This window comes from Sphingorhabdus sp. EL138, from assembly GCF_945862485.1.
Lineage (GTDB): Bacteria > Pseudomonadota > Alphaproteobacteria > Sphingomonadales > Sphingomonadaceae > Sphingorhabdus_B.
In genome coordinates this window covers 20,978-40,214 of record NZ_CAMAYF010000001.1, presented here as the reverse complement: position 1 = coordinate 40,214, position 19,237 = coordinate 20,978, and the positions used below count along the sequence as shown (strand labels likewise).

The following is a 19,237-nucleotide window of genomic DNA, read 5'->3' as shown; positions in this document are numbered from 1 at the left end:
CCCCGCAAACTAGGCGAGCGCTCAGTTTCATTGGGGAATCAAAAATGATTAAAGTTTCAAAAACGCCACATCGCTGCATCAGCAAGTTTGCCATAGCTTCGGTCGCAGGTATCTTGGCTGTATGTTTAGCCAACCCAGCAATGTCGCAAGAAGCTGTCGACGAAGACAGTGCTGGCTTGTCCGAAATTGTCGTGACGGCGCAAAAACGAACTGAAAATCTGCAGGATGTTCCTATTTCTATCTCGGTATTGGGTAGTGAGGGTATCGAGAATCGCCACATACAATCGCTGCTTGATCTGGGTGATGGCGCCATTCCTTCGCTTCGCGTCGCCCCGTTCTTTTCGCGTCCAGGCGCGCTTATCATCAACGTGCGCGGTGTGGGTGTTTTGTCAGACAGCAACCAGCCAGCGCGTGACCAAGGCGTCGGCGTTTATGTCGATGGTGTCTATATGGGGCGTGCCCAAGGTTTGGGAACTGCGCTATACGATGTCGAGAACATCGAAGTGCTTAAAGGACCTCAAGGCACCCTTTTTGGACGCAATACCGAAGGCGGTGCGGTCAATATTGTCACCAAAAGGCCGAGCGGTGAATTTGGACTGGATGCCACTTTAGGCTTTGGCAATTACGGCAGCTACAGAGCCGAAGCACATCTCGACCTACCCGAGACAAATAATATCAGCCTGAAATTTGATGGTATTTTAACAAAGCGTGATGGCTTTGTGAAAAACCCGTTTCCAGGCGCACTGGATTATGCCAGCTTTGACAAACGCGGCTTCCGCGCTGAAGTGCAGTGGAAGCCATCAACCAATTTCACCGCCAATTACGCCTTCGATATCGCGCGCGACGCCACAAGCACAAACTATCTGCAATTGGTAGAGGGACCCGTAGGCGCCCCAGCGACAACTACCTCACCGGCGATTTTACCCAATCGCCTTTCTGACTTGCCAATCGTGCAGCCACGGCGCGCATCGAGCACCCCGGTTGGTATGCCGCAAGAGGCAAGCGTCGGCGATACAAAGGGTATTCGTGTCGGTTTGAATTGGGATGTGACCGACAATCTGACTTTAAAATCCATCTCCTCTTATCGCGATATGACGCAGTCACAGTATGACAACGCCATCAATATCGTGTCGCTGCAGCAACCACGGACGTCGGCAAACCCTACGGCCAGTTTCGCCGGGTTTCAGTTTGGCCGGTACAGTCTCGCGCCATTTGCCCAAGATCAAATCAGCCAGGAATTTCAGGTCATTGGCGATTTTGCCCGTTTGAAATTTGCGGCTGGCGCGCTTTATTATCGGGAGAATGCAGAGGATAGCGCAAAAGCGTTCAACACTTTGCAATTCACCGACGCCGCAGGAACGGCCATCGTTGTCCGTCAAATTGATTATGCGACGCAGATTGTGCAACGCGCAAGCCGCGTTGAAACAACCAGCATGGGCGTTTATGGTCAGGCCACTTACACGCCGCCCATCGCCGCCGATATACTGCACCTGACCCTTGGTGGCCGTTGGACGCGGGACGAAAAGGTGGGTGAGCTTTTCACCATTAACGGCACGACGCCAACGATCCCCATCAATGGCGTCAATGTTACCCGGCCAGTGCCGTTGGACGCCGCCTGGTCACGTTTTGACCCGCTGGTAAACCTTTCCATCGATGCGTCTGAAGATATCCTTATCTATGGCAAATGGAGCACCGGTTACAAATCGGGTGGCGCAAACTCGCGTTCGCTGAGCTATGCGGCATTTAATCCTGAAACCGTTTCAATGTTTGAAATTGGTGCCAAAGCGGAATTTCTGGATGGGCGCGCGCGGCTTAATGTCGCTGCCTATCAAGGCGACTATAAATCCATCCAGCTCGACTTTTTCGGCCTGTATGAAGATATCGTCAACGGCGTCCGCGTTGCCACAACACGCACAACTTCGGACACGGTGAATGCCCCGGGCACGGGTAAATTGAAAGGCTTTGAAGCGGAATTCAACTTGGCCCCTGTTACTGGACTAACGCTGTCGGCAAGCTATGCTTATAACAGCGTCAAAATTCCCGCGACGCTTAATCCGTTCCCACAACCCGGGAACGTTTTTATCACGGTGCCGGTCCCCATTTATCAGGTTTATACTCCAGAAAATACTGCAAGCGCAGCGATCGATTATGAACTGCCGTTAAAAGATTTTACCATCCGCGCACATCTTGATGGTAACTTCAATGATGGCTTTTACGGCAACTATACTGACACGGAATTCGACGCCGTCACCCGTGCCGTGCGATACGCGCAGCCAAAGGGCGAAAAAGCGCTTATCTTTAATGGTCGCATCGCTTTTGCCGACATCGACATAGGTTCGTCAGATGCAAAACTCACCATCGCGGTCTGGGCGCGGAACCTGTTCAACCAAGAACATCTGTTCTACAAAGCCGGGGCGCCGCGCTCTGGCATACAGGGTTTCTTCAATGAACCCAGAACCTTTGGCGTTGAAGCGAAGATCAAAATGTAAGGTTAAGAGCAATGACCTTCGGTCTGCGCTCTAACTTATAAACCCCAGGGGAATCGATATGCGTCACCTTTTTGCCGCTGCAGCGTTTTTGGCTTTCACCGCCCCAGTTGCTGCGGAAGCCCGCAATATTGTCATCACCAATGATGATGGTCTGACCAGCAATGTTGTCGCGCTGTATAAGGCTCTAAAAGCCGATGGCCATGATGTGATCGTATCGGTTCCGTGTCAGAACCAAAGCGGGATGGGCGCAGCTTTAGGGTTGCGCCCGCTCACTCCGCTGGAGACCGCCTGCCGCAACAATGCGGCCAATATAGGCGCATCGGGCGCTGGTTCGATGACGCGAGACGGGTTGGGCAGTGATTTTTATTATGTGAATTCAACGCCAGTTATGGCGGTATTATACGGGTTGGATATCGTTGCGATGAAACGTTGGGTGAAGGCGCCCGATCTCGTACTCTCCGGCCCCAATGAGGGACAAAATGTCGGCGCGATCGCTATCAGCAGCGGTACAATCAGCGCAGCGCAATTTGCAGCATTGCGCGGGTTGCCGGCAATTGCCTTAAGCGCTGGTCAGAATAGCGCAGGCCCTGATTTGGATAATGCCCAATCTCCTGCCATCGCGGAAAAAAGTGCGGAGATGGTGCGCGCTTTGGATGCGGCATCAAAAGGCGGGCGGATGCTCCCTTCTGGATTGGCGCTGAACGTCAATTTTCCCAATGAGGCGAAGGGAACAAAATTTTGTGCTTCGAAAATCGGCACGTATAACGCCTACACGATCACTTTTTCCGAAAATATGGCTGCCAGTGCATCGCCCGAAATGAAAGAAATCGCGCGGACGAATAAAATGGATATCCCGGCGCTGCCTGGCCTGTCACTGGGCCAAAATCCGGCCAAGCCCTCCGCGGACCAATCGCAGGATGAATCCATTCTACACCTGACGTGCATCGCTATATCGCCCATGCAGGCAGGCTATGCCAGTGATGACCAGAATATGAACTGGGTTAGCAGAATTTTGATAGGCTCTGCGCTGGCTAAATAAGGGCGAAGGTGCAGGGCAATGACGCGCCCACCGCTGCCAATATGCTGCCAATGTGAGCCATTTTACTGCTTTAGTTTTCGAAAAAAGCAGCCTCACGAAAATACATGGTAGTTCTAAGATTCTTAGGAGAATATATGGTGCCGGCTACAAGGTTCGAACTCGTGACCCCCTGATTACAAATCAGGTGCTCTACCAACTGAGCTAAGCCGGCACTCGGGGCGTCCCATAGCCTCAAATCACGCCAAAGGTCCAGCCCTCAGTTGCAGCAATTTCAAAATTTAATGCATTGGGTGCCCAAAGCTGCGGATTTTCGGCAACATTGCGGAGCCATGCAGCGGTTATCAGGGCATCGGTCGCATGGTCCGTGTAACGGTTTAAGGGCAAATGCGGTTTCGATCCAAGCGCTTGCAACGCCAAATCGAGGCTGATGGCATCGCGCACCTTGCTGCGGCCCTTGGCCACGCCAGCTGCGCGGGCGGCGATGGTGGTGTAAATCTCTAATGCTACCTTGCCCCGCGCCGGAAGCGGATCGAAGGGCCAAATGGCCATCGCATCGCGCAGTTGGTGCAGCAGCCGCATGCCAGCAAAACTGGCCTTGGCGACTTGCGACGCGCCAATCGCGTCATAGACGGTCGACGCCTTGCCGCTGCTGCCTTTGTTTAGCAATTCACATTGCCGCCAAAACAGATAGTCGGATTTTGCGCCATCTGCTGCGCCGAGATAAAAATGACGGCGGTGATGGCTTTCCAAAAAGGATGCCGCGCCCAAATCGGGATCGTCGCAGATATGGTCGACATAGGCCCAAAATGCCTTGGCAGACGCAGGCACGTCATCGCCCGGCAAATAGCTGCGACGTTCGATAAAGGGCGGAGCGAAGCTGAAGTCGAAGCCGATGAGCATATCATCATCCTGTGCCAGCAGCCATTCAGCGATGCCTTGGCGTGACCAGAGTTTGTCGGGCGGGTTGATGAGGCGCGGGGCTTCGTCGCCTGCCGCACAAACCGCAAGCGCGATGCCGGGATGTAGGCTGCCTTTCGCGCCCGACCAGTCGACGCACGCAAAACGCGTGAAGCTAGGCATTATTGCCTGTCCGGCTCGCCATTACGCGCGCGCAGTCGGTCCCAATATTGCAGCCGCTCGATGATCTTGCGTTCAAAGCCGCGCTCAACTGGCTGATACAGCTCGGCCGGCGTTACCGCATCCGGCCAGTAATTCGCGCCCGAAAATCCGTCCGCGCTGTCATGATCATAAGCATAGCCTGCGCCATAGCCGATGTCCTTCATCAGCTTCGTCGGCGCATTGAGAATGTGCGCTGGTGGCATCAGCGAGCCTGTATCCCGTGCCAGTTTCCATGCTGATTTTTGCGCCTTATACGCGGCATTCGATTTGGGTGCGGTGGCGAGATACAGGCATGCCTGCACAATGGCGACTTCACCCTCCGGACTGCCCAAAAATTCATAGGCCTGTTTGGCAGCAAGGCATTGGACCAAAGCCTGCGGGTCAGCGAGGCCGATATCCTCACTGGCGAAACGGACCAAGCGGCGTAGCACATATAATGGCTCTTCGCCGGCCACCAACATACGCGCCATCCAATATAAGGCAGCCTGTGGGTCGGAACCGCGCAAGCTTTTATGGAGCGCGGATATCAGGTTATAATGCCCCTCCCGATCCTTGTCATAGACAGGCATCCGGCGCTGCAACAGGGCCGCCATGGCTTGCGGGTCAAGCGGGTTTTCAATGTGAATGGCGAACAGAGTTTCCGCCTGATTGAGCAAAAAGCGGCCATCGCCGTCGGCGCTGCTGATCAATGCCACGCGGGCATCGTCGGTTACGGGCAAAGGGCGTCCCAATATGGCTTCGGCACGGCTCAGCAGCGTCGCTAACGCCGCCTCATTCAAACGTTGCAGCACCATCACTTGCGTGCGCGACAGCAAGGCGGCGTTCAGCTCGAACGACGGATTTTCGGTCGTTGCACCGACGAGCGTGACCGTACCGCTTTCCACAAATGGCAGGAATCCGTCTTGTTGTGCGCGGTTGAAGCGATGAATTTCGTCCACGAACAGCAATGTCTGCTTGCCCGTTCGTGCCATGGCCTCTGCCTCGGCAAAGGCTTTTTTGAGATCCGCCACGCCTGAGAAAACCGCCGAAATCGGTTTATAATGCATGTCCACGGCGTCGGCCAGCAATCGGGCGATGCTGGTCTTGCCCGTGCCCGGCGGTCCCCACAGGATCATCGAGGATAATTTACCCGCCGCAACCATACGGCCAATCGCGCCATCGGGCCCCGTCAGATGTTCCTGACCAATCACCTCATCCAATTTGGACGGGCGAAGCTTGTCCGCAAGCGGAGCGTTTTCCGGTATGGAGGCGGGCACTACGGGGGTGTCACCAAAAAGATCGCTCACGGCAAACGCCCGTTCCGCCATGCTTCATAACATAAGCATCGGCGCGTCCGACAGGTTCCGGAACGCGACCGCCGGCTTGCCACAGCTTTAACGCGCTGACGCCGCACGCGCAGCACGTTGGCGGATGAGGCGGATATAGGTATCGGCGACAGTCTGGTTAATCGCATCCCAGCTGAAATCGAGCGATCGTTGCTCGCCAGCCGCGCCGTGCTGCGTGCGCAAATCGGCATCGGTGCAATAGAGTTGAAGTGCGTCGGAAAATTTCTGGATGGCACCTGGCGAGATTAAGCGACCGGACACATTGTCCTGCACGAGGCTTTCGCTACCAGTCGCTTTGGCCGCAACAACGGGCAGGCCGCAGGCCATAGCCTCCAATGTAACATTGCCAAAAGTTTCGGTGACGCTTGGGTTGAACAAAAGATCCATGCAGGCCACTGCGCGGCCCAGATCTTGTCCCCCTTGGAAACCTACAAAACGGGCATGGGGCAGGCGGCTTTCAAACCAGCCACGAGCAGGGCCTTCGCCAATGACCATGACCTGATGTGGGACATTGCGGCGGCGCAATTGGTCAATCGCGTCGGAAAAAACGTCTAGGCCCTTTTCCATCACCAAGCGGCCAAGAAAGCCAATGACGACGGGCTCGTCAGTCACGCCTTGCGCGCGCCGCCACGCAAGGTCCCGGCGGCCAGAGTTGAAAATATCCCGGTCAACACCGCGTGACCAGATGTCGATGTCATAATTCATCCGTTGCTCGCGCAAAACCTGGGCAAAGCTCTCGGATGGTGCGACCAACGCGTCGCATTGACGGTATAATCGGCGAAGCCATGCCTCCACCAACGGTTCGGCGAAGGACATATTATAATATCGAAAATAGGTTTCGAAACGTGTGTGCACTGAAGACAGCACTGGCAGGTTACGCCGCCGCGCCCATTGGACAGCCTGACGCGCGACACGGTCTGGACTTGCGATATGGACGACATTGGGGGCGAATGCCTCCAGATCGCGCCTTACTTTTGCCGACAAGGATAAAGGCAGGCGATATTCTGGACGAAAGGGTATGGCGAATGACGGCACGTTAACGACGTCGCCGGTCGCAACAAAGGCCGGTTCAGCAACCGTTGGGGAATAAATCCGCACCGACGCGCCTTGCCCTAAAAGATAGCCGACAAGCCGATTTAATGCCTGATTTGCGCCATCACGGACATAATTATAATTGCCGCTGAAGAGCGCAATGCGAAGGTCGCTGGTCTGCATTGGTCGGCTTTTATCGGCGACAGCGCAAAATGCCAATGGGAATGGTGTATTTGGTGCGATATGCAGCCAATATGATATCAAGTCAGATCGATGTGTTGCTGATTGGGCAACCCAAAGCGTTTCACGCCGATGGCACGATGAGCGCCATGGCGCGCACACCGGTGGACCGATCCGTCTTCCTGGGCAAAAATGGCTTTGTGGGGGACCAAGTCGCCGACCCGACGGTGCATGGCGGCGCAGACAAAGCGGTGCATTTTTATCCTGCGGAACATTATCCCAAATGGATCGCCCATTTTGTTGCGGAGAATTTTGTTCACCCTCTCCTTGACCACGCTGGGGCATTTGGTGAGAATATTAGCGCGTGCGGGCTTCTGGAGGACAATCTGCGTATCGGTGATCAGTTTCGCCTCGGACGCGCAGTGGTTGAAGTCGCGCAAGGCCGGCAACCCTGCTGGAAGCTCGATCATCATTTCGGTGTGCATGGCCTGTCAGGCGCAGTCATCCAAACTGGCCGTTGCGGTGGCTATTTCCGCGTGATTGAAGAAGGCGAGGTAGCACCCGGCGACCGGATAGAACAGGTGCACGCGGCGGGGCATGATTGGACCATTGCCCGAACCTTCCATCTTTTAATTGGCGGCGGTCATCGCGCAGCGGGTGCCACGTCAGAATTGCGGGCGCTCGCCGCGCTGGAGACAATGGCGGAAAGCTGGCGAACAAGGGCCGCAAAATTGGCGGGGTGACCTTCTGCCGGAAGCGGACGCCTCCGCATACAAATTGGGCGACGCCTATTCGCTGGCGTCGGGTCGGTCGGACGCAGGGGCGTAGAGCCGGATTCGGGTCACACGTTTTTCGTCGCCTTCCATTATTTCCAAAGTCCAACCACTGGCCGCATGCACCAGCGTTTGGCCGATATCGGGGACTTGACCGGCAATGACGAAGGCGAGGCCGCCAAGCGTATCGACGTCTTCATCCACTTCCGCCAGATTCGGATCAATGGCATCGGCTAGATCGTCGAGTTCAGCGCGGGCATCAGCTTCCCACATATCGGGCGCTATTTGCGAGAATAGCAATTCGGGTTCGTCGTCATGTTCGTCTTCGATTTCGCCGACGATTTCTTCGACCAAATCCTCAATCGTGACCAAGCCCTCGGTGCCCGAATACTCATCCAATACGATGGCCAAATGTGTGCGGGTGCGGCGCATTTCGTCGAGCAGCGCAAGTACGCTCATATTTTGCGGCACGAACCGCGGTTGGCGAATGAAAGATTCAAGGCTGTCGGGACGGTCCTGATCTGAGGCCAGAACAGCGAATACATCCTTTATATGGATCATGCCGATGACGCTATCCAACGTTTCGCGGTAGACGGGCAGGCGGCTGTGGCCATGTTCGGCAAAGGCGGCGATGCAATCGGCAAAGCCAGCGCTTTCTTCAATCGCGATAATGTCGCTACGCGGGACCATGACGTCGTCAACGCGGTGCTCGCTAAAATGGAGCAAATTGCGCAACATGGTGCGCTCAACGGCGGTCAAGTCGCCATCCGCGTCCGATTGTCCGTTGTCGTCGCTATCTTCCTCATGCTCGGCGATCGCTTCTTCAAGCTGCTCGCGTAAGGTCGGCCCGTGGTCGCGGCCAAAGAAGATATTCTTCAGCCGCTGCCATAATCGTCCGTCGTTATCGTCGTCGGTTGCGGTTTTCGAACCGCTAAAACTGTCACCCTCAGGCATAATGGACGCGTACTGGCCTCTTAATGGTCGATTTCGTCATTATATGGATTGTGAAGGCCCATAGATGCAAGCGCTTTTACCTCAAGCGCCTCCATCAATTCGGCTTCGTCCTCCTCGATATGGTCATGGCCAAGCAAATGGAGCATCCCGTGGATGACCAGATGCGTTGCATGATGGGCGATGGAGATGCCTTTTTCTGCCGCCTCGGCAGCGCAGGTTTCATACGCCAAAATGATGTCGCCGAGCATGATTTCAGGGGCATCATACGTGCTGGTGATCAACGCGTCTAATTCCTCATCATCCAGCATCGGAAAGGACAGCACGTTCGTTGGCTTGTCCTTGTCGCGCCATTGTTTGTTGAGCGCATGGACTTCCGCATTGTCCGAAAGCTTGATGCTGACACTGACGGGAACAACGGGATCAGCTAGTTCAGGAATGGTTGCAAAGCGGACGGCGGCATCGACGGCCTTTTCAACTTCGCGCTGCCCGAAATCTTTATTGCCCCAAACTACGCCAATGTCGAGTTCGACATCAATCATGCCCACCCTCATAGGCGTCTACAATCTTGCCGACGAGCGGGTGACGCACGACGTCGCTGCTGTTGAAGCGGATGGTTCTTATGCCATCAACACCGTCAAGGCGCTGCACCGCATCATTCAAGCCCGACATGCGTTCACCGCCGGGGATATCGACCTGATGCGGGTCACCGCAAATGACCATGCGGCTGTTCATACCAAAACGGGTCAGAAACATCTTCATCTGTGCCGCTGTGGTATTCTGCGCCTCATCCAAAATGATGAAGGCGTCGGCCAAAGTACGCCCGCGCATGAACGCGATGGGGGCAATTTCGATCTCGCCAGAGGCAATCCGTCGCTCGACCTGTTCGGCTGGCAAGCAGTCATACAAGGCATCGTAAATCGGCCGCAGATAGGGATCGACCTTTTCCTTCATATCTCCGGGCAGGAAACCCAGCCGCTCACCCGCCTCAACCGCGGGACGGGAGAGGATCAGCCGCTGCACCGCACCAGTAATCAACATCGCTACGGCCTGCGCCACCGCCAAATAGGTTTTTCCGGTGCCTGCTGGACCAAGTGCGAAGATAATCTCGTCGCGGGCCAATGCCTCCATATAGGGTATTTGTGTGGCCGAACGCGGCACCAATGTCTTCTTGCGCGTGCGGATCATGATACCCGGAGCGTCGGTCGCGTCTTTGCGGACGATGCCCTCTAAAGTGGGTTCAGCGGTCATGGCGATGATAGCTTGTACAGCTTCGGTGTCCATATCTTGTCCACGCGACAGGCGGGAGTAAATGTCGTTGAGAACATCACGCGCCCGGCCAATGGCACCAGCTTCGCCTTCAATTTGGACGCGATTTCCGCGGGCAGAGATATAAACCCCGAGGCGGTTCTCAATCGTAACTAGATTGCGGTCAAATTCGCCAAAAACCGCGTTAATCAGATGCGGTTTGTCGAAACTCATCTCCAGCCGGGACAAGTCACCGGCTTGCGCTTGGGCTTTTTTGGCCATTCAGGCTGCTGCTCTCATCGTTGGTTCACCTTTCAGGCTAAGCGGTCCAGAATCGGTTATCTTAACGGTAACGATATCGCCTATTGAAAGGTCTGGCGCAAGCACATGAACCGATTGGAGCCATGGTGATTTGCCAATTAATTGCCCCTCAAATTTTCCGGGCCGTTCCAACAGGACATCGGTGGTGCGTCCCACGGTGCGATCGTTAAACGCCGTCTGGTCCGCAACGATCTGCGCCTGAAGCCGTTGCAGCCTTTCGTCCATGATTTCCATAGGTATTTGGTCGGACATATCGGCTGCGGGTGTACCGGGGCGTGGGCTATATTTGAAGGAATAAGCTTGTGCATGGCCGACTTCGCGCACGAGACCTAATGTGTCCTCAAAATCGGCATCGCTTTCGCCAGGAAAGCCGACGATGAAGTCGCCAGAAAAGGCGATGTCAGGCCGGACAGCGCGCACGCGGTCAAGGATACGCATATAGCTGTCACGGCTGTGGCTGCGGTTCATCGCCTTTAAAATGCGGTCTGAACCAGATTGAACGGGCAGATGCAGGAACGGCATCAGTTTTTCAACATCACCATGCGCGGCAATTAGCCCTTCGGTCATGTCGTTTGGGTGGCTGGTCATGTACCGGATGCGGCGAAGCTCGGGTATCTTGTCGAGGGCGCGGATGAGGCCGTCTAGGCCCTGAAGCGTGCCCTTGTCATCTTCACCATCCCATGCGTTGACATTCTGGCCAAGCAAAGTGATTTCGCGCGCGCCAGCATCGACTATTGCCTTTGCTTCATCAATCAGCTCAGCCCAGCCGCGCGAAATTTCCGCACCTCTGGTGTAGGGCACGACGCAATAAGTGCAGAATTTGTCGCAACCTTCTTGCACCGTCAGAAACGCCGATGGCGGCTGTTTGCGGCGGGCGGGAAGCTTACCAAACTTATCGAGTCCGGGCAGATCGAGGTCAACCACACGCTCGCCGCGTCCAACCGCTGCAACCATTTTGGGCAGGTTGTGATAGGCTTGTGGGCCAACAACGATGTCGACTTCGGGAGCGCGGCGGCTGATCTCGCCGCCTTCGGCCTGCGCGACGCAGCCTGCGACGGCGATGATGGGGCTCGTCCCGTCCTTGCGGCGCAGACGGCCGATTTCGGAATAGACCTTCTCCGCTGCTTTTTCTCGGATATGGCAGGTATTAAGAACGACAAGATCGGCATTCGCCTTGTCATCGGCCGGCGACATGCCCTTGCTTTCGAACATCTCGGCCATGCGCTCGCCATCATAGACGTTCATCTGACAGCCGTAATTTTTGATCGAATAGGTTTTTGGGGAATCCATGCTCATAATGCGCGCCTATACAAGGCGCGCCGCATTGCCGCCACCCTCCATCGCAGCGCCAATACGCGCCCGCACTTCGGCAGAAATCGCTTTACGGTCCGGATAATGCAGCGGATCAAATGGCTCGAGAAAATGCAGGGTCGCGGTGATCGGTGTGAGATACGACAAAAGGCGCCAGAAATTCTCGGTCACTTTTTCGTCGCCAACCCAGGCTACGCGCGGCGTGTGGTGGCCATAACTGAGGTAGACAGGCTGCACGAGCATTCCGGCTGGCGGCGGAACCAAAGCGGCGAACAAAGACGGTTTGAATGGCAACAGGCCCGATCCATCATGCGTCGTGCCTTCCGGAAAGATGGTCACGGGTTGGTCGCCCGTCATGGCCGCGCGCAAATCATCGACTTGATTGCCGACGCTGGCACGATTTTCGCGATTGACGAAGATGGTGTTGTTGATTTTGCACAGCCAGCCAATCAGCGGCCAGCTTTCGATGCCGTCATTGGCCACAAAAGTGCAGCCTGTAACGCCAGACATGACGGGAATGTCGATCCAACTATGGTGGTTTGCGGCATAGAACACATTATTGCGTATCCTGGTGCCCTTAGTTGCGGTCGCAATGCCGCTGGTCCAGCTGATCGAGAGTAAAAACAAGCGGGGCCAAGGCGAAGGTCTGCGAATAATCCGCCAGAGATTATGCAATAGCAGGCTTAAGGACAAGCTTGCTGCCATCAGCAACAGCCGTGTCAAAAACAAGAACTGCCCTGTGACAAAAGCCGCCGGGTTGCGTCGTTCAATCCTTGCGGTCGATGGCGACGCCATAAAGCTCCATACGATGGTCGACCAAACGATAGCCAAGGCGTTCCGCGATGATTTTCTGCAATGCCTCAAGCTCTGGGTCGACAAATTCGACGACCTTGCCGGTTTCGACGTCAATCAAATGGTCGTGATGCGCCTCGGGCGATGCCTCATAGCGGGCGCGGCCATCGCCGAAATCATGCCGGTCCAATATGCCAGCTTCTTCAAACAAGCGAACAGTTCGATATACGGTGGCAATCGATATTTTGGGATCAATGGCCGACGAACGGCGGTAAAGCTCCTCCACATCAGGATGGTCGGTCGCATCGGAAATGACGCGTGCGATGACCCGCCGTTGATCGGTTATGCGCAAGCCGCGCTCGTTGCAGAGCGCTTCAATGTCAATTTTGATATCCATTGAAAAAGACATTTAGTGCCGCCCCGTGATTCGTCAAAGAAAAAGGCCGGGGTGTCCCGGCCTTATGTTCTTGCAGGTAAGCGAAACGCTTATTTCACTTTCTTCTTGCGGCCCGAACCCGGCGCGCGTCCAAGGCCAATCGCTTTGGCCAATTCGCGGCGCTGTTCCGCATAAGCAGGGGCGACCATCGGATAATCGGCGGGCAATCCCCACTTGGTGCGATAATCTTCGGGTGTCATGCCATAATGCGTCATAAGGTGACGCTTGAGCATTTTGAGCTTCTTACCATCGTCCAGACAGACGATGAAATCACGCTTTACAGAATTACGGATTGGAACGGCGGGTTCCAAAGCTGTTTCTACCTTAATAGCGGGTCCGGAAATTCCAGAGAGAGCCGCGTGCACATTAGAGATTAAAGTGGATACATCCGCCACGGCAACGCTGTTGTTGCTTACATGTGCTGCGACAATATCTGCGGTTAACGTGATTAACAGCTCCGCGACCCCGTTACTTTCTTCTGACATTTTATGAACTCCAGCCCCAATAGATTATTGAATTAATCTTATAAAATTGGGTAGATAATCTAAGTTAAATCGTCAACTAATTGTTTAACACCGAATATAAATCATAATTGTAGAAGCATCGTAATTGCATCAACACTTATAACATTGATATTATTATAGTAATTTTTCCGACGTCCAATCGGGGTAAATCCATATTTAAGATAAAAACCATGGGCATTGTTGCCGTCGCGAACTTCAAGGAAAATTTTGCTTCGTCCTCCCTTGCGGGCCCGGCGGATTGTTTCAGACAATAAAAGCTTTCCGATATTTTGTCCCTGAAGTCGCCGGGCAACGCCAATCATCAACAATTCTTGATGATCAAATACCCAGCGGTTCATGGCAAAGCCGCAGACGCCATCACCATCCTTGGCCAGCAATAACTGGCAATCGGGCATCACTAATGTGGATAGACATTGTGCCGCGGTCCATGCTTCACCAAATCTGGGGTCGAAGGCGTCATTCATGATCGTCATCATGGCCGAAATGTCTCCGGCATCACCTTCAACGACCCGAATCATTTGGCGAAGGTTGCGGGCTTTGCGTCTGGCGCTCTGCCGTAGATGGGCGTTGCCGCAAGCGGATAGTTGTCCCGCAAATGCGTCCAATGGCGCGCATCAGGTAACAGCTCCAGCCAATGACGGTCGGCACGTTGGGGATCAATATCGCCTGCCACAATAGTTGCCTTGGCAAGGCTGGGTAGATCGGCGGGCAGAACGGAGCGCACAGGCGCACGCGAATGCCCCTGCGCATCAAATGCCTCAAAGAAATACTCGCCATGGCCGCCCGTCATGACGACGTCTACAGGCGCAGGCTCCGCCAACTGGGAACGCCCCATGGCCGCCACCAAAGCGAGGCAGCCATAACCATGTACATTAATGTGCCAAGCTAGACCCAAAGCCTTTGCGGCGGCCACGCCGACCCGAATACCCGTAAAGCTGCCCGGTCCGACATTGACCATGATCTGGTCCGCTTTGCCCTTGCCGGGCAAGGCAGCGATCAGGGGAAGCAAACGTTCGGCATGGCCGCGGCCAATGACTTCATGCGCTGCGGCGATAACATGCTCATCATTACACAAAGCGACCGAGCAGACCTGCGTCGCGGTATCGATGACCAATGTCCGCATGACAGCGCGTTGGCCGCTTGATTAGAGGATGCTGTTAAAGCGGTCGAACGCTGGCCTGGGGCTGCGTTCGAAAATGCTCGCCTTGTCGCCATAGCCCAAGGTGCAAATGAAATTGGATTGCACTTTAGTGCCTGCAAAAAACGCTTCGTCCACTGCATCATTGTTGAACCCTGACATCGGGCCAGTGTCCAATCCGAGTGCGCGCGCTGCGAGCATGAAATATGCGCCCTGCAAGCTGCTGTTGCGGAAGGCGGTTTTTTCTATAGCGACATCATTGCCAACAAACCAGCTCCGCGCGTCGGTATGCGGGAATAGTTCGGGCAGATTTTCGTAGAATTCGAAGTCCATGCCGATAATTGCGGTCACGGGAGCCTGAAGGATCTTCTCGCCATTGCCCGGCATGCAGCACGCGGCAAGTTTTTGTTTAGCGTCTTCGCTACTGCACCAAATGATCCGTGCGGGCAGGCAATTGGCTGATGTCGGGCCAAACTTCATAAGGTCCCAAATCTGTTCCAACTGCGCGGACGAAACGGGCGTATCCAGATAGCCATTATAGCTACGCGCTTCCCGAAAAAGCTGATCAAGGGCTGCGTCGTTCAGGGGGTGTGACATGATATCTACCTTCGCAATATGGGATTTTAAGCTGCGCGCACTTCACTGACTTCAGGTACATAATGCTTCAGCAATTGCTCGATACCGTTTTTCAGCGTGGCGGACGAAGATGGGCAGCCTGCACAGGCGCCCTGCATCTGCAGGAAAACGACACCTTTCTGGAAGCCCCGATAGATAATGTCGCCGCCATCATTGGCGACAGCAGGGCGCACGCGGGTTTCGATCAGCTCCTTGATCTGTTCCACAATATCGGCATCGGCAGGGTCATCCAAAGGATAATCTGCTGCAGCCGATGGGACTGAGAAGCCAGCTGTTGCAGGCTTGAACAGACGCATGTTGGCGCTGAAATGGTCCAACAATATGCCAAGCACGTCGGGCTTAAGGCTTGCCCACTCTACGCCGGGCGCTGCGGTCACGGAAATAAAGGAATGCCCGAAAAACACGCCTGTCACATCGCCAAGCGCGAAGAGTGCTTCCGCCAAGGGCGAGGCTTCGGCCTCTTCGGGCGACGCAAAGTCGCGCGTGCCTGTGTCCATGACCACATGGCCTGGCAGAAATTTGATGGTCGAAGGGTTCGGTGTCAGTTCGGTTTCTATAAGCATTTCCCGCATGTGGTGCGGTCGCCGACAAAGTGCAAGCCAGAATGTCTTGACAGCGGACAAGCCTAAGTTGACGGAAAGGAGGATAAGGAGAGCAAAATTGACAGATCAAGCACAGAAAACCGCGTGGATCACCGGGGCCTCGTCGGGCATTGGCGAAGCTTTGGCCAAGGCATTTGTTGCCAGTGGCGGCTATGCGATATTGTCTGGGCGCAATGTTGCGGAGCTACAACGCGTTGCAGCCGAAACAGGTGCGGCGGACCATTGTCTCATTTTGCCATTCGATACAGTGGATTATGCTAGTTTGGCCAGCAAAGTGGCCGAAGCTATCGCGTTTCAGGGCCATGTCGACGTGCTGGTGAACAATGCGGGCATCTCCCAACGGTCGCCCGCATTGGACACCGATTTGTCGGTCTATCAACGGATTGTCGATGTCGACTTGCTCGCGCCCATTGCGCTCACACAAGCCTTGCTATCGCACATGGTTTCGCGCGGTAGCGGGCAGATTGTTATGATCTCCAGCGTAGCAGGCAAAGCAGGTATCCCGATGCGCACCGCTTATTGCGCTGCAAAACATGGTTTGATCGGCTATGCCGACGCACTGCGCAGCGAAGTTGCGGGGCAGGGGGTAAAAATCCTTGTCGTCGCGCCGGGGTCGGTCAAAACCAATGTCTCACGCAACGCGCTCAACGCCGATGGCAGTGTGCGCGGTATCAGTGACGCGGCGATCGACAATGGTATTGATCCGAATGAAGTTGCAAGTCGCATTTGGGAGGCTGTGCGCACTGGCAAACGCGAAATCATTATCGCCGAGGGCATCGAGGCCAACATCCCCGTGCTGCGCGCGCAGGACCCGGAAAAGCTGTTTGACATGGTAGAAGCTATGGTCGCGGACGGCTACGCCAAGAAAATATCTGCGCGATAGAGGGCCTGTCCCTAAGTTCTGCTCGCGCGGAGGGCTGCGCCAGCGGCAAAGGGGGACAGCGCCGTTATCGCCAACGATGTTGCCGCGAGCAGCTGCATTGCGTTACCGGGATCTTCGGCCAAGGTGCCTGCGCCGAAGATGAGCAACGGAATGGTGATGGGCACTAATAGCAAACCGCCAAGTGCGCTCGCACCGCTTAGACCCGCGGTGAGCGCCGCAATCATCACGGACAGACCAGACAAAGCGGGTAAAGCCAAAGCCAGACCAAGAAGCAAGGTACCCAATTGCGCCTCCGGCAAGCCAATAAGCGCGGAGCCAACGACCGTTGCCAAAAGCAGGGGGAGGGCGAAAGCGACAATCTGCCCTGCGATCTTCGCCGTCGCGACAAGTTCATCCGACCAACCACGCACGGCAAGCTGATCGAGCACGCCGGACTGGCGGTCGGGCAAAATCAGCCGTTCAATCGGCAGGAGCGTCGCGAGCAGGGCTGCGATCCACAAGATGCCGCCGCCTGTGCGTGCCAGCAGGGCCTTGTCGGGGCCCGTCACAAAGGGGAATAATGTGGACACGGCGAGATAAAACACCACTGGAAGCCATAAGCCGCCGCCCGTCCATGCCAGACGTACTTCACGCGCAACCAGTGCAACAAACGCCTTCATGCCGCAGCGTCCTGGCTGTCGAGCGATAGGCTTAATGCGACATTGATCGAGGGCGGTTGATGCGCGGCGACAAGGACGATCCCACCCGCAGCGGCGCGATTAATAATCGCCTGATCAAGCCGCGTGCAGCTTGCACTGTCGAGGCCATTATAGGGCTCATCCATCAACCAAATATCTGCGCCGGAGGCAAGGACGCGCGCGATGCTGGCACGCTTGCGTTGGCCCGTGGAGAGAAAGCGCACGGGGATATGGGCAAGGTCTTGCAAATCCATAGCCGTTAAGGCTGCGTCCCGTGCGTCGGCTGATGCGCCATCCATATCTGCCCAAAAGCGGAGCGCGGCTTCCACGGTCACATTGGCATCCAGCGCCAAATTTTCGTCCGCAAGTGCCATGCGACCTTCGGAATGGATATTCCCCGACGTTACCGTCAGCAATCCCGCTACAAGGCGCAGCAAAGTGGATTTGCCACATCCGTTGGCGCCTCTGATCCAGATGATGTCCCCTGCGCGCGCTGTCACCGACAGGCCAGGCAACACCATGCGGTTGCCGCGCATGACCGCGACATTGTCAATGTTAAGCGATGGCAGGGATGCTTGACGTGAAGACATATCGCGACTTAGGCAGATATTCGTTCAATTGCAAAAGCAGGATGAGGATATGCATATTTCAAGACTGGATGACGCCGCCCGCGATGCCGCCATGCAACAACTGCCGCAATGGACCTATGACGCCGATGCAAAAGGTATCCGCCGCGTTTTGCGCTTTGCTGACTTTGCCGAAGCATTTGGTTTCATGACCCGCGTTGCGATTCTCGCCGAAAAAGCCGACCATCATCCCGAATGGTTCAACGTGTATAACCGTGTTGAAATTCTGCTGACTACGCATGATGCGGATGGCCTGTCGCAACGTGACATCGACCTTGCCTCCGCAATCGATGCAATCACGGCTTAGTCTGCACCACGTCGCCAAGGCCGCCCAATAGGCCCAGTTGCTTCCGCAAACGGTTTGGAAACCAGCGCGCAGAAAAGGCCAGTTGCTTCGCCATTTTGTTGACGGGCGTATGCACTTTCTCGCCGTGAATAGCTTCCCATGCCGCAGGGCCAATGATGGATACCGGGCTAACCTCAACACCCGCCGATTGCAGTCTTTCCTTACCAGACATGTTGCTACCGGCGTCGACATTGCTGATGATGTTGGTATCGATGAATCCGGGCATCAGGCTGCGGGATTTAATGCCATATGGACGCCATTCAATGTCATGTGCCTCAGCCAATGCGCGCACCGCAAATTTGGTGGCGCTGTAGACGCTTAATCCCGCCGACCCATAAATGCCCGCGGCAGAACTGGTGTAGAGCACGCATGCGTCATCGGTGTTCTTTAGTAGGTCGAAGCATGCTCGTGTGCCGCTAATCACGCCCGTAAGGTTTATTGCGATCATGCGGTCAATATCTTCGTCGGTCATGTCCTGAATCGGGCCGCCAGTGCCGATCCCTGCATTGTTGAACAACACGGTCATATGTCCGTTGGTGTGCTTGGCAAAGTCGGCAACGGCCTTTTTCCATTGCGCGCGGTCCGTTACATCCAATTTGTGGCGCGAATATTCGCCTTTGGGTAACAAGGCCGCGGTTACGTCCAAACCTTTTTCATCAATGTCCGCCAGACCAACAAACCAGCCGACATTTGCAAAATAGCGCGCAACTTCGCGGCCAAGGCCAGACGCGGCGCCGGTGATGAAAATGCTTTTTTGAGCTGTCGACATGATGATGATTCCTCTCTTAC

General features: G+C 55.2%; 22 protein-coding genes and 1 tRNA gene. 5 read left to right on the top strand and 18 right to left on the bottom strand.

Annotated elements, in window-relative coordinates:
- Positions 1-44 precede the first annotated feature (44 nt).
- Entirely contained in the window at positions 45-2,489 is a 2,445-nt protein-coding gene (locus Q0O33_RS00215) for a TonB-dependent receptor plug domain-containing protein (protein ID WP_295494466.1), read from the top strand.
- A gap of 58 nt (positions 2,490-2,547) precedes the next feature.
- Positions 2,548-3,528, top strand: coding sequence for a 5'/3'-nucleotidase SurE (locus tag Q0O33_RS00210; protein ID WP_295494464.1), 981 nt, complete (start codon positions 2,548-2,550; stop codon positions 3,526-3,528).
- 135 nt (positions 3,529-3,663) lie between these two features.
- On the opposite strand, the gene Q0O33_RS00205 is transcribed toward Q0O33_RS00210, so the two are convergent.
- From Q0O33_RS00205 to Q0O33_RS00190, 4 genes are all read right to left on the bottom strand, one after another.
- Positions 3,664-3,739, bottom strand: a tRNA-Thr gene (locus Q0O33_RS00205).
- A gap of 20 nt (positions 3,740-3,759) precedes the next feature.
- The gene (locus tag Q0O33_RS00200; RefSeq protein WP_295494915.1) at positions 3,760-4,611 is read right to left on the bottom strand and encodes a hypothetical protein; all 852 of its coding nucleotides are present in this window, start codon (positions 4,609-4,611) and stop codon (positions 3,760-3,762) included.
- On the bottom strand, positions 4,608-5,933 hold the full coding sequence (locus Q0O33_RS00195) for a replication-associated recombination protein A (protein WP_295494462.1): 1,326 nt from the start codon (positions 5,931-5,933) through the stop codon (positions 4,608-4,610). The genes Q0O33_RS00200 and Q0O33_RS00195 overlap by 4 nt, the downstream gene beginning before the upstream one ends.
- Positions 5,934-6,020: 87 nt before the next feature.
- Positions 6,021-7,187, bottom strand: coding sequence for a glycosyltransferase family 1 protein (locus Q0O33_RS00190; RefSeq protein WP_295494460.1), 1,167 nt, complete (start codon positions 7,185-7,187; stop codon positions 6,021-6,023).
- Positions 7,188-7,258: 71 nt separating this feature from the next.
- Here Q0O33_RS00190 and Q0O33_RS00185 point away from each other — a divergent pair, with 71 nt between their 5' ends.
- Positions 7,259-7,927, top strand: coding sequence for an MOSC domain-containing protein (locus tag Q0O33_RS00185; RefSeq protein WP_295494459.1), 669 nt, complete (start codon positions 7,259-7,261; stop codon positions 7,925-7,927).
- 45 nt (positions 7,928-7,972) lie between these two features.
- Here Q0O33_RS00185 and Q0O33_RS00180 read toward each other — a convergent pair whose 3' ends face one another.
- The 11 genes from Q0O33_RS00180 to Q0O33_RS00130 form a co-directional block, all read right to left on the bottom strand.
- Positions 7,973-8,911 (bottom strand): hemolysin family protein, encoded by a 939-nt coding sequence (locus tag Q0O33_RS00180; RefSeq protein WP_295494458.1) that lies wholly within the window; start codon positions 8,909-8,911, stop codon positions 7,973-7,975.
- A gap of 20 nt (positions 8,912-8,931) precedes the next feature.
- The gene (gene ybeY, locus Q0O33_RS00175) at positions 8,932-9,450 is read right to left on the bottom strand and encodes an rRNA maturation RNase YbeY (RefSeq protein ID WP_295494456.1); all 519 of its coding nucleotides are present in this window, start codon (positions 9,448-9,450) and stop codon (positions 8,932-8,934) included.
- On the bottom strand, positions 9,443-10,438 hold the full coding sequence (locus Q0O33_RS00170; RefSeq protein WP_295494454.1) for a PhoH family protein: 996 nt from the start codon (positions 10,436-10,438) through the stop codon (positions 9,443-9,445). Before Q0O33_RS00170 ends, ybeY begins: the two co-directional genes overlap by 8 nt.
- Positions 10,439-11,773 (bottom strand): tRNA (N6-isopentenyl adenosine(37)-C2)-methylthiotransferase MiaB, encoded by a 1,335-nt coding sequence (gene miaB, locus Q0O33_RS00165; RefSeq protein ID WP_295494450.1) that lies wholly within the window; start codon positions 11,771-11,773, stop codon positions 10,439-10,441.
- Between the two features lie 9 nt (positions 11,774-11,782).
- Complete coding sequence (locus Q0O33_RS00160; protein ID WP_295494447.1) at positions 11,783-12,583, bottom strand: lysophospholipid acyltransferase family protein; 801 nt, start codon at positions 12,581-12,583, stop codon at positions 11,783-11,785.
- Complete coding sequence (locus tag Q0O33_RS00155; RefSeq protein ID WP_295492172.1) at positions 12,555-12,977, bottom strand: Fur family transcriptional regulator; 423 nt, start codon at positions 12,975-12,977, stop codon at positions 12,555-12,557. The genes Q0O33_RS00160 and Q0O33_RS00155 overlap by 29 nt, the downstream gene beginning before the upstream one ends.
- Before the next feature lie 89 nt (positions 12,978-13,066).
- On the bottom strand, positions 13,067-13,501 hold the full coding sequence (locus tag Q0O33_RS00150) for a MucR family transcriptional regulator (protein WP_295494444.1): 435 nt from the start codon (positions 13,499-13,501) through the stop codon (positions 13,067-13,069).
- A gap of 101 nt (positions 13,502-13,602) precedes the next feature.
- On the bottom strand, positions 13,603-14,058 hold the full coding sequence (gene rimI, locus Q0O33_RS00145) for a ribosomal protein S18-alanine N-acetyltransferase (RefSeq protein WP_295494441.1): 456 nt from the start codon (positions 14,056-14,058) through the stop codon (positions 13,603-13,605).
- The gene (tsaB, locus tag Q0O33_RS00140; protein WP_295494439.1) at positions 14,055-14,663 is read right to left on the bottom strand and encodes a tRNA (adenosine(37)-N6)-threonylcarbamoyltransferase complex dimerization subunit type 1 TsaB; all 609 of its coding nucleotides are present in this window, start codon (positions 14,661-14,663) and stop codon (positions 14,055-14,057) included. The genes rimI and tsaB overlap by 4 nt, the downstream gene beginning before the upstream one ends.
- Positions 14,664-14,684: 21 nt before the next feature.
- Positions 14,685-15,275 (bottom strand): malonic semialdehyde reductase, encoded by a 591-nt coding sequence (locus tag Q0O33_RS00135; protein ID WP_295494436.1) that lies wholly within the window; start codon positions 15,273-15,275, stop codon positions 14,685-14,687.
- A gap of 26 nt (positions 15,276-15,301) precedes the next feature.
- A complete protein-coding gene (locus Q0O33_RS00130) occupies positions 15,302-15,877 on the bottom strand; it encodes a NifU family protein (RefSeq protein WP_295494912.1) in 576 nt (191 codons plus the stop codon).
- 97 nt (positions 15,878-15,974) lie between these two features.
- Between Q0O33_RS00130 and Q0O33_RS00125 the strand changes: the two genes are divergently transcribed.
- The gene (locus tag Q0O33_RS00125; protein ID WP_295494434.1) at positions 15,975-16,799 is read left to right on the top strand and encodes an SDR family NAD(P)-dependent oxidoreductase; all 825 of its coding nucleotides are present in this window, start codon (positions 15,975-15,977) and stop codon (positions 16,797-16,799) included.
- Positions 16,800-16,810: 11 nt separating this feature from the next.
- Here the strand turns inward: Q0O33_RS00125 and Q0O33_RS00120 are convergent, their stop codons facing one another.
- Both Q0O33_RS00120 and ccmA read right to left on the bottom strand, forming a co-directional pair.
- Positions 16,811-17,458, bottom strand: a complete 648-nt coding sequence (locus Q0O33_RS00120; protein WP_295494431.1) for a heme exporter protein CcmB — start codon at positions 17,456-17,458, stop codon at positions 16,811-16,813.
- Complete coding sequence (gene ccmA, locus Q0O33_RS00115; RefSeq protein ID WP_295494428.1) at positions 17,455-18,066, bottom strand: heme ABC exporter ATP-binding protein CcmA; 612 nt, start codon at positions 18,064-18,066, stop codon at positions 17,455-17,457. Before ccmA ends, Q0O33_RS00120 begins: the two co-directional genes overlap by 4 nt.
- A gap of 49 nt (positions 18,067-18,115) precedes the next feature.
- Between ccmA and Q0O33_RS00110 the strand changes: the two genes are divergently transcribed.
- The gene (locus Q0O33_RS00110) at positions 18,116-18,409 is read left to right on the top strand and encodes a 4a-hydroxytetrahydrobiopterin dehydratase (RefSeq protein WP_295494425.1); all 294 of its coding nucleotides are present in this window, start codon (positions 18,116-18,118) and stop codon (positions 18,407-18,409) included.
- On the opposite strand, the gene Q0O33_RS00105 is transcribed toward Q0O33_RS00110, so the two are convergent.
- On the bottom strand, positions 18,399-19,217 hold the full coding sequence (locus Q0O33_RS00105) for an SDR family oxidoreductase (protein WP_295494422.1): 819 nt from the start codon (positions 19,215-19,217) through the stop codon (positions 18,399-18,401). The two genes, Q0O33_RS00110 and Q0O33_RS00105, sit on opposite strands and share 11 nt — an antisense overlap.
- Positions 19,218-19,237: the final 20 nt, after the last annotated feature.

Coding starts and splice junctions, on each gene's coding strand:
- Q0O33_RS00215 (WP_295494466.1), top strand. CDS start 45: ATGATTAAAGTTTCAAAAACGCCACATCGCTGCATCAGCAAGTTTGCC.
- Q0O33_RS00210 (WP_295494464.1), top strand. CDS start 2,548: ATGCGTCACCTTTTTGCCGCTGCAGCGTTTTTGGCTTTCACCGCCCCA.
- Q0O33_RS00190 (WP_295494460.1), bottom strand. CDS start 7,187: ATGCAGACCAGCGACCTTCGCATTGCGCTCTTCAGCGGCAATTATAAT.
- Q0O33_RS00185 (WP_295494459.1), top strand. CDS start 7,259: ATGATATCAAGTCAGATCGATGTGTTGCTGATTGGGCAACCCAAAGCG.
- Q0O33_RS00180 (WP_295494458.1), bottom strand. CDS start 8,911: ATGCCTGAGGGTGACAGTTTTAGCGGTTCGAAAACCGCAACCGACGAC.
- ybeY (WP_295494456.1), bottom strand. CDS start 9,450: ATGATTGATGTCGAACTCGACATTGGCGTAGTTTGGGGCAATAAAGAT.
- Q0O33_RS00170 (WP_295494454.1), bottom strand. CDS start 10,438: ATGGCCAAAAAAGCCCAAGCGCAAGCCGGTGACTTGTCCCGGCTGGAG.
- miaB (WP_295494450.1), bottom strand. CDS start 11,773: ATGAGCATGGATTCCCCAAAAACCTATTCGATCAAAAATTACGGCTGT.
- Q0O33_RS00160 (WP_295494447.1), bottom strand. CDS start 12,583: ATGGCGTCGCCATCGACCGCAAGGATTGAACGACGCAACCCGGCGGCT.
- Q0O33_RS00155 (WP_295492172.1), bottom strand. CDS start 12,977: ATGGATATCAAAATTGACATTGAAGCGCTCTGCAACGAGCGCGGCTTG.
- Q0O33_RS00150 (WP_295494444.1), bottom strand. CDS start 13,501: ATGTCAGAAGAAAGTAACGGGGTCGCGGAGCTGTTAATCACGTTAACC.
- rimI (WP_295494441.1), bottom strand. CDS start 14,058: ATGATTCGGGTCGTTGAAGGTGATGCCGGAGACATTTCGGCCATGATG.
- tsaB (WP_295494439.1), bottom strand. CDS start 14,663: ATGCGGACATTGGTCATCGATACCGCGACGCAGGTCTGCTCGGTCGCT.
- Q0O33_RS00135 (WP_295494436.1), bottom strand. CDS start 15,275: ATGTCACACCCCCTGAACGACGCAGCCCTTGATCAGCTTTTTCGGGAA.
- Q0O33_RS00130 (WP_295494912.1), bottom strand. CDS start 15,877: ATGCTTATAGAAACCGAACTGACACCGAACCCTTCGACCATCAAATTT.
- Q0O33_RS00120 (WP_295494431.1), bottom strand. CDS start 17,458: ATGAAGGCGTTTGTTGCACTGGTTGCGCGTGAAGTACGTCTGGCATGG.
- ccmA (WP_295494428.1), bottom strand. CDS start 18,066: ATGTCTTCACGTCAAGCATCCCTGCCATCGCTTAACATTGACAATGTC.
- Q0O33_RS00110 (WP_295494425.1), top strand. CDS start 18,116: ATGCATATTTCAAGACTGGATGACGCCGCCCGCGATGCCGCCATGCAA.
- Q0O33_RS00105 (WP_295494422.1), bottom strand. CDS start 19,217: ATGTCGACAGCTCAAAAAAGCATTTTCATCACCGGCGCCGCGTCTGGC.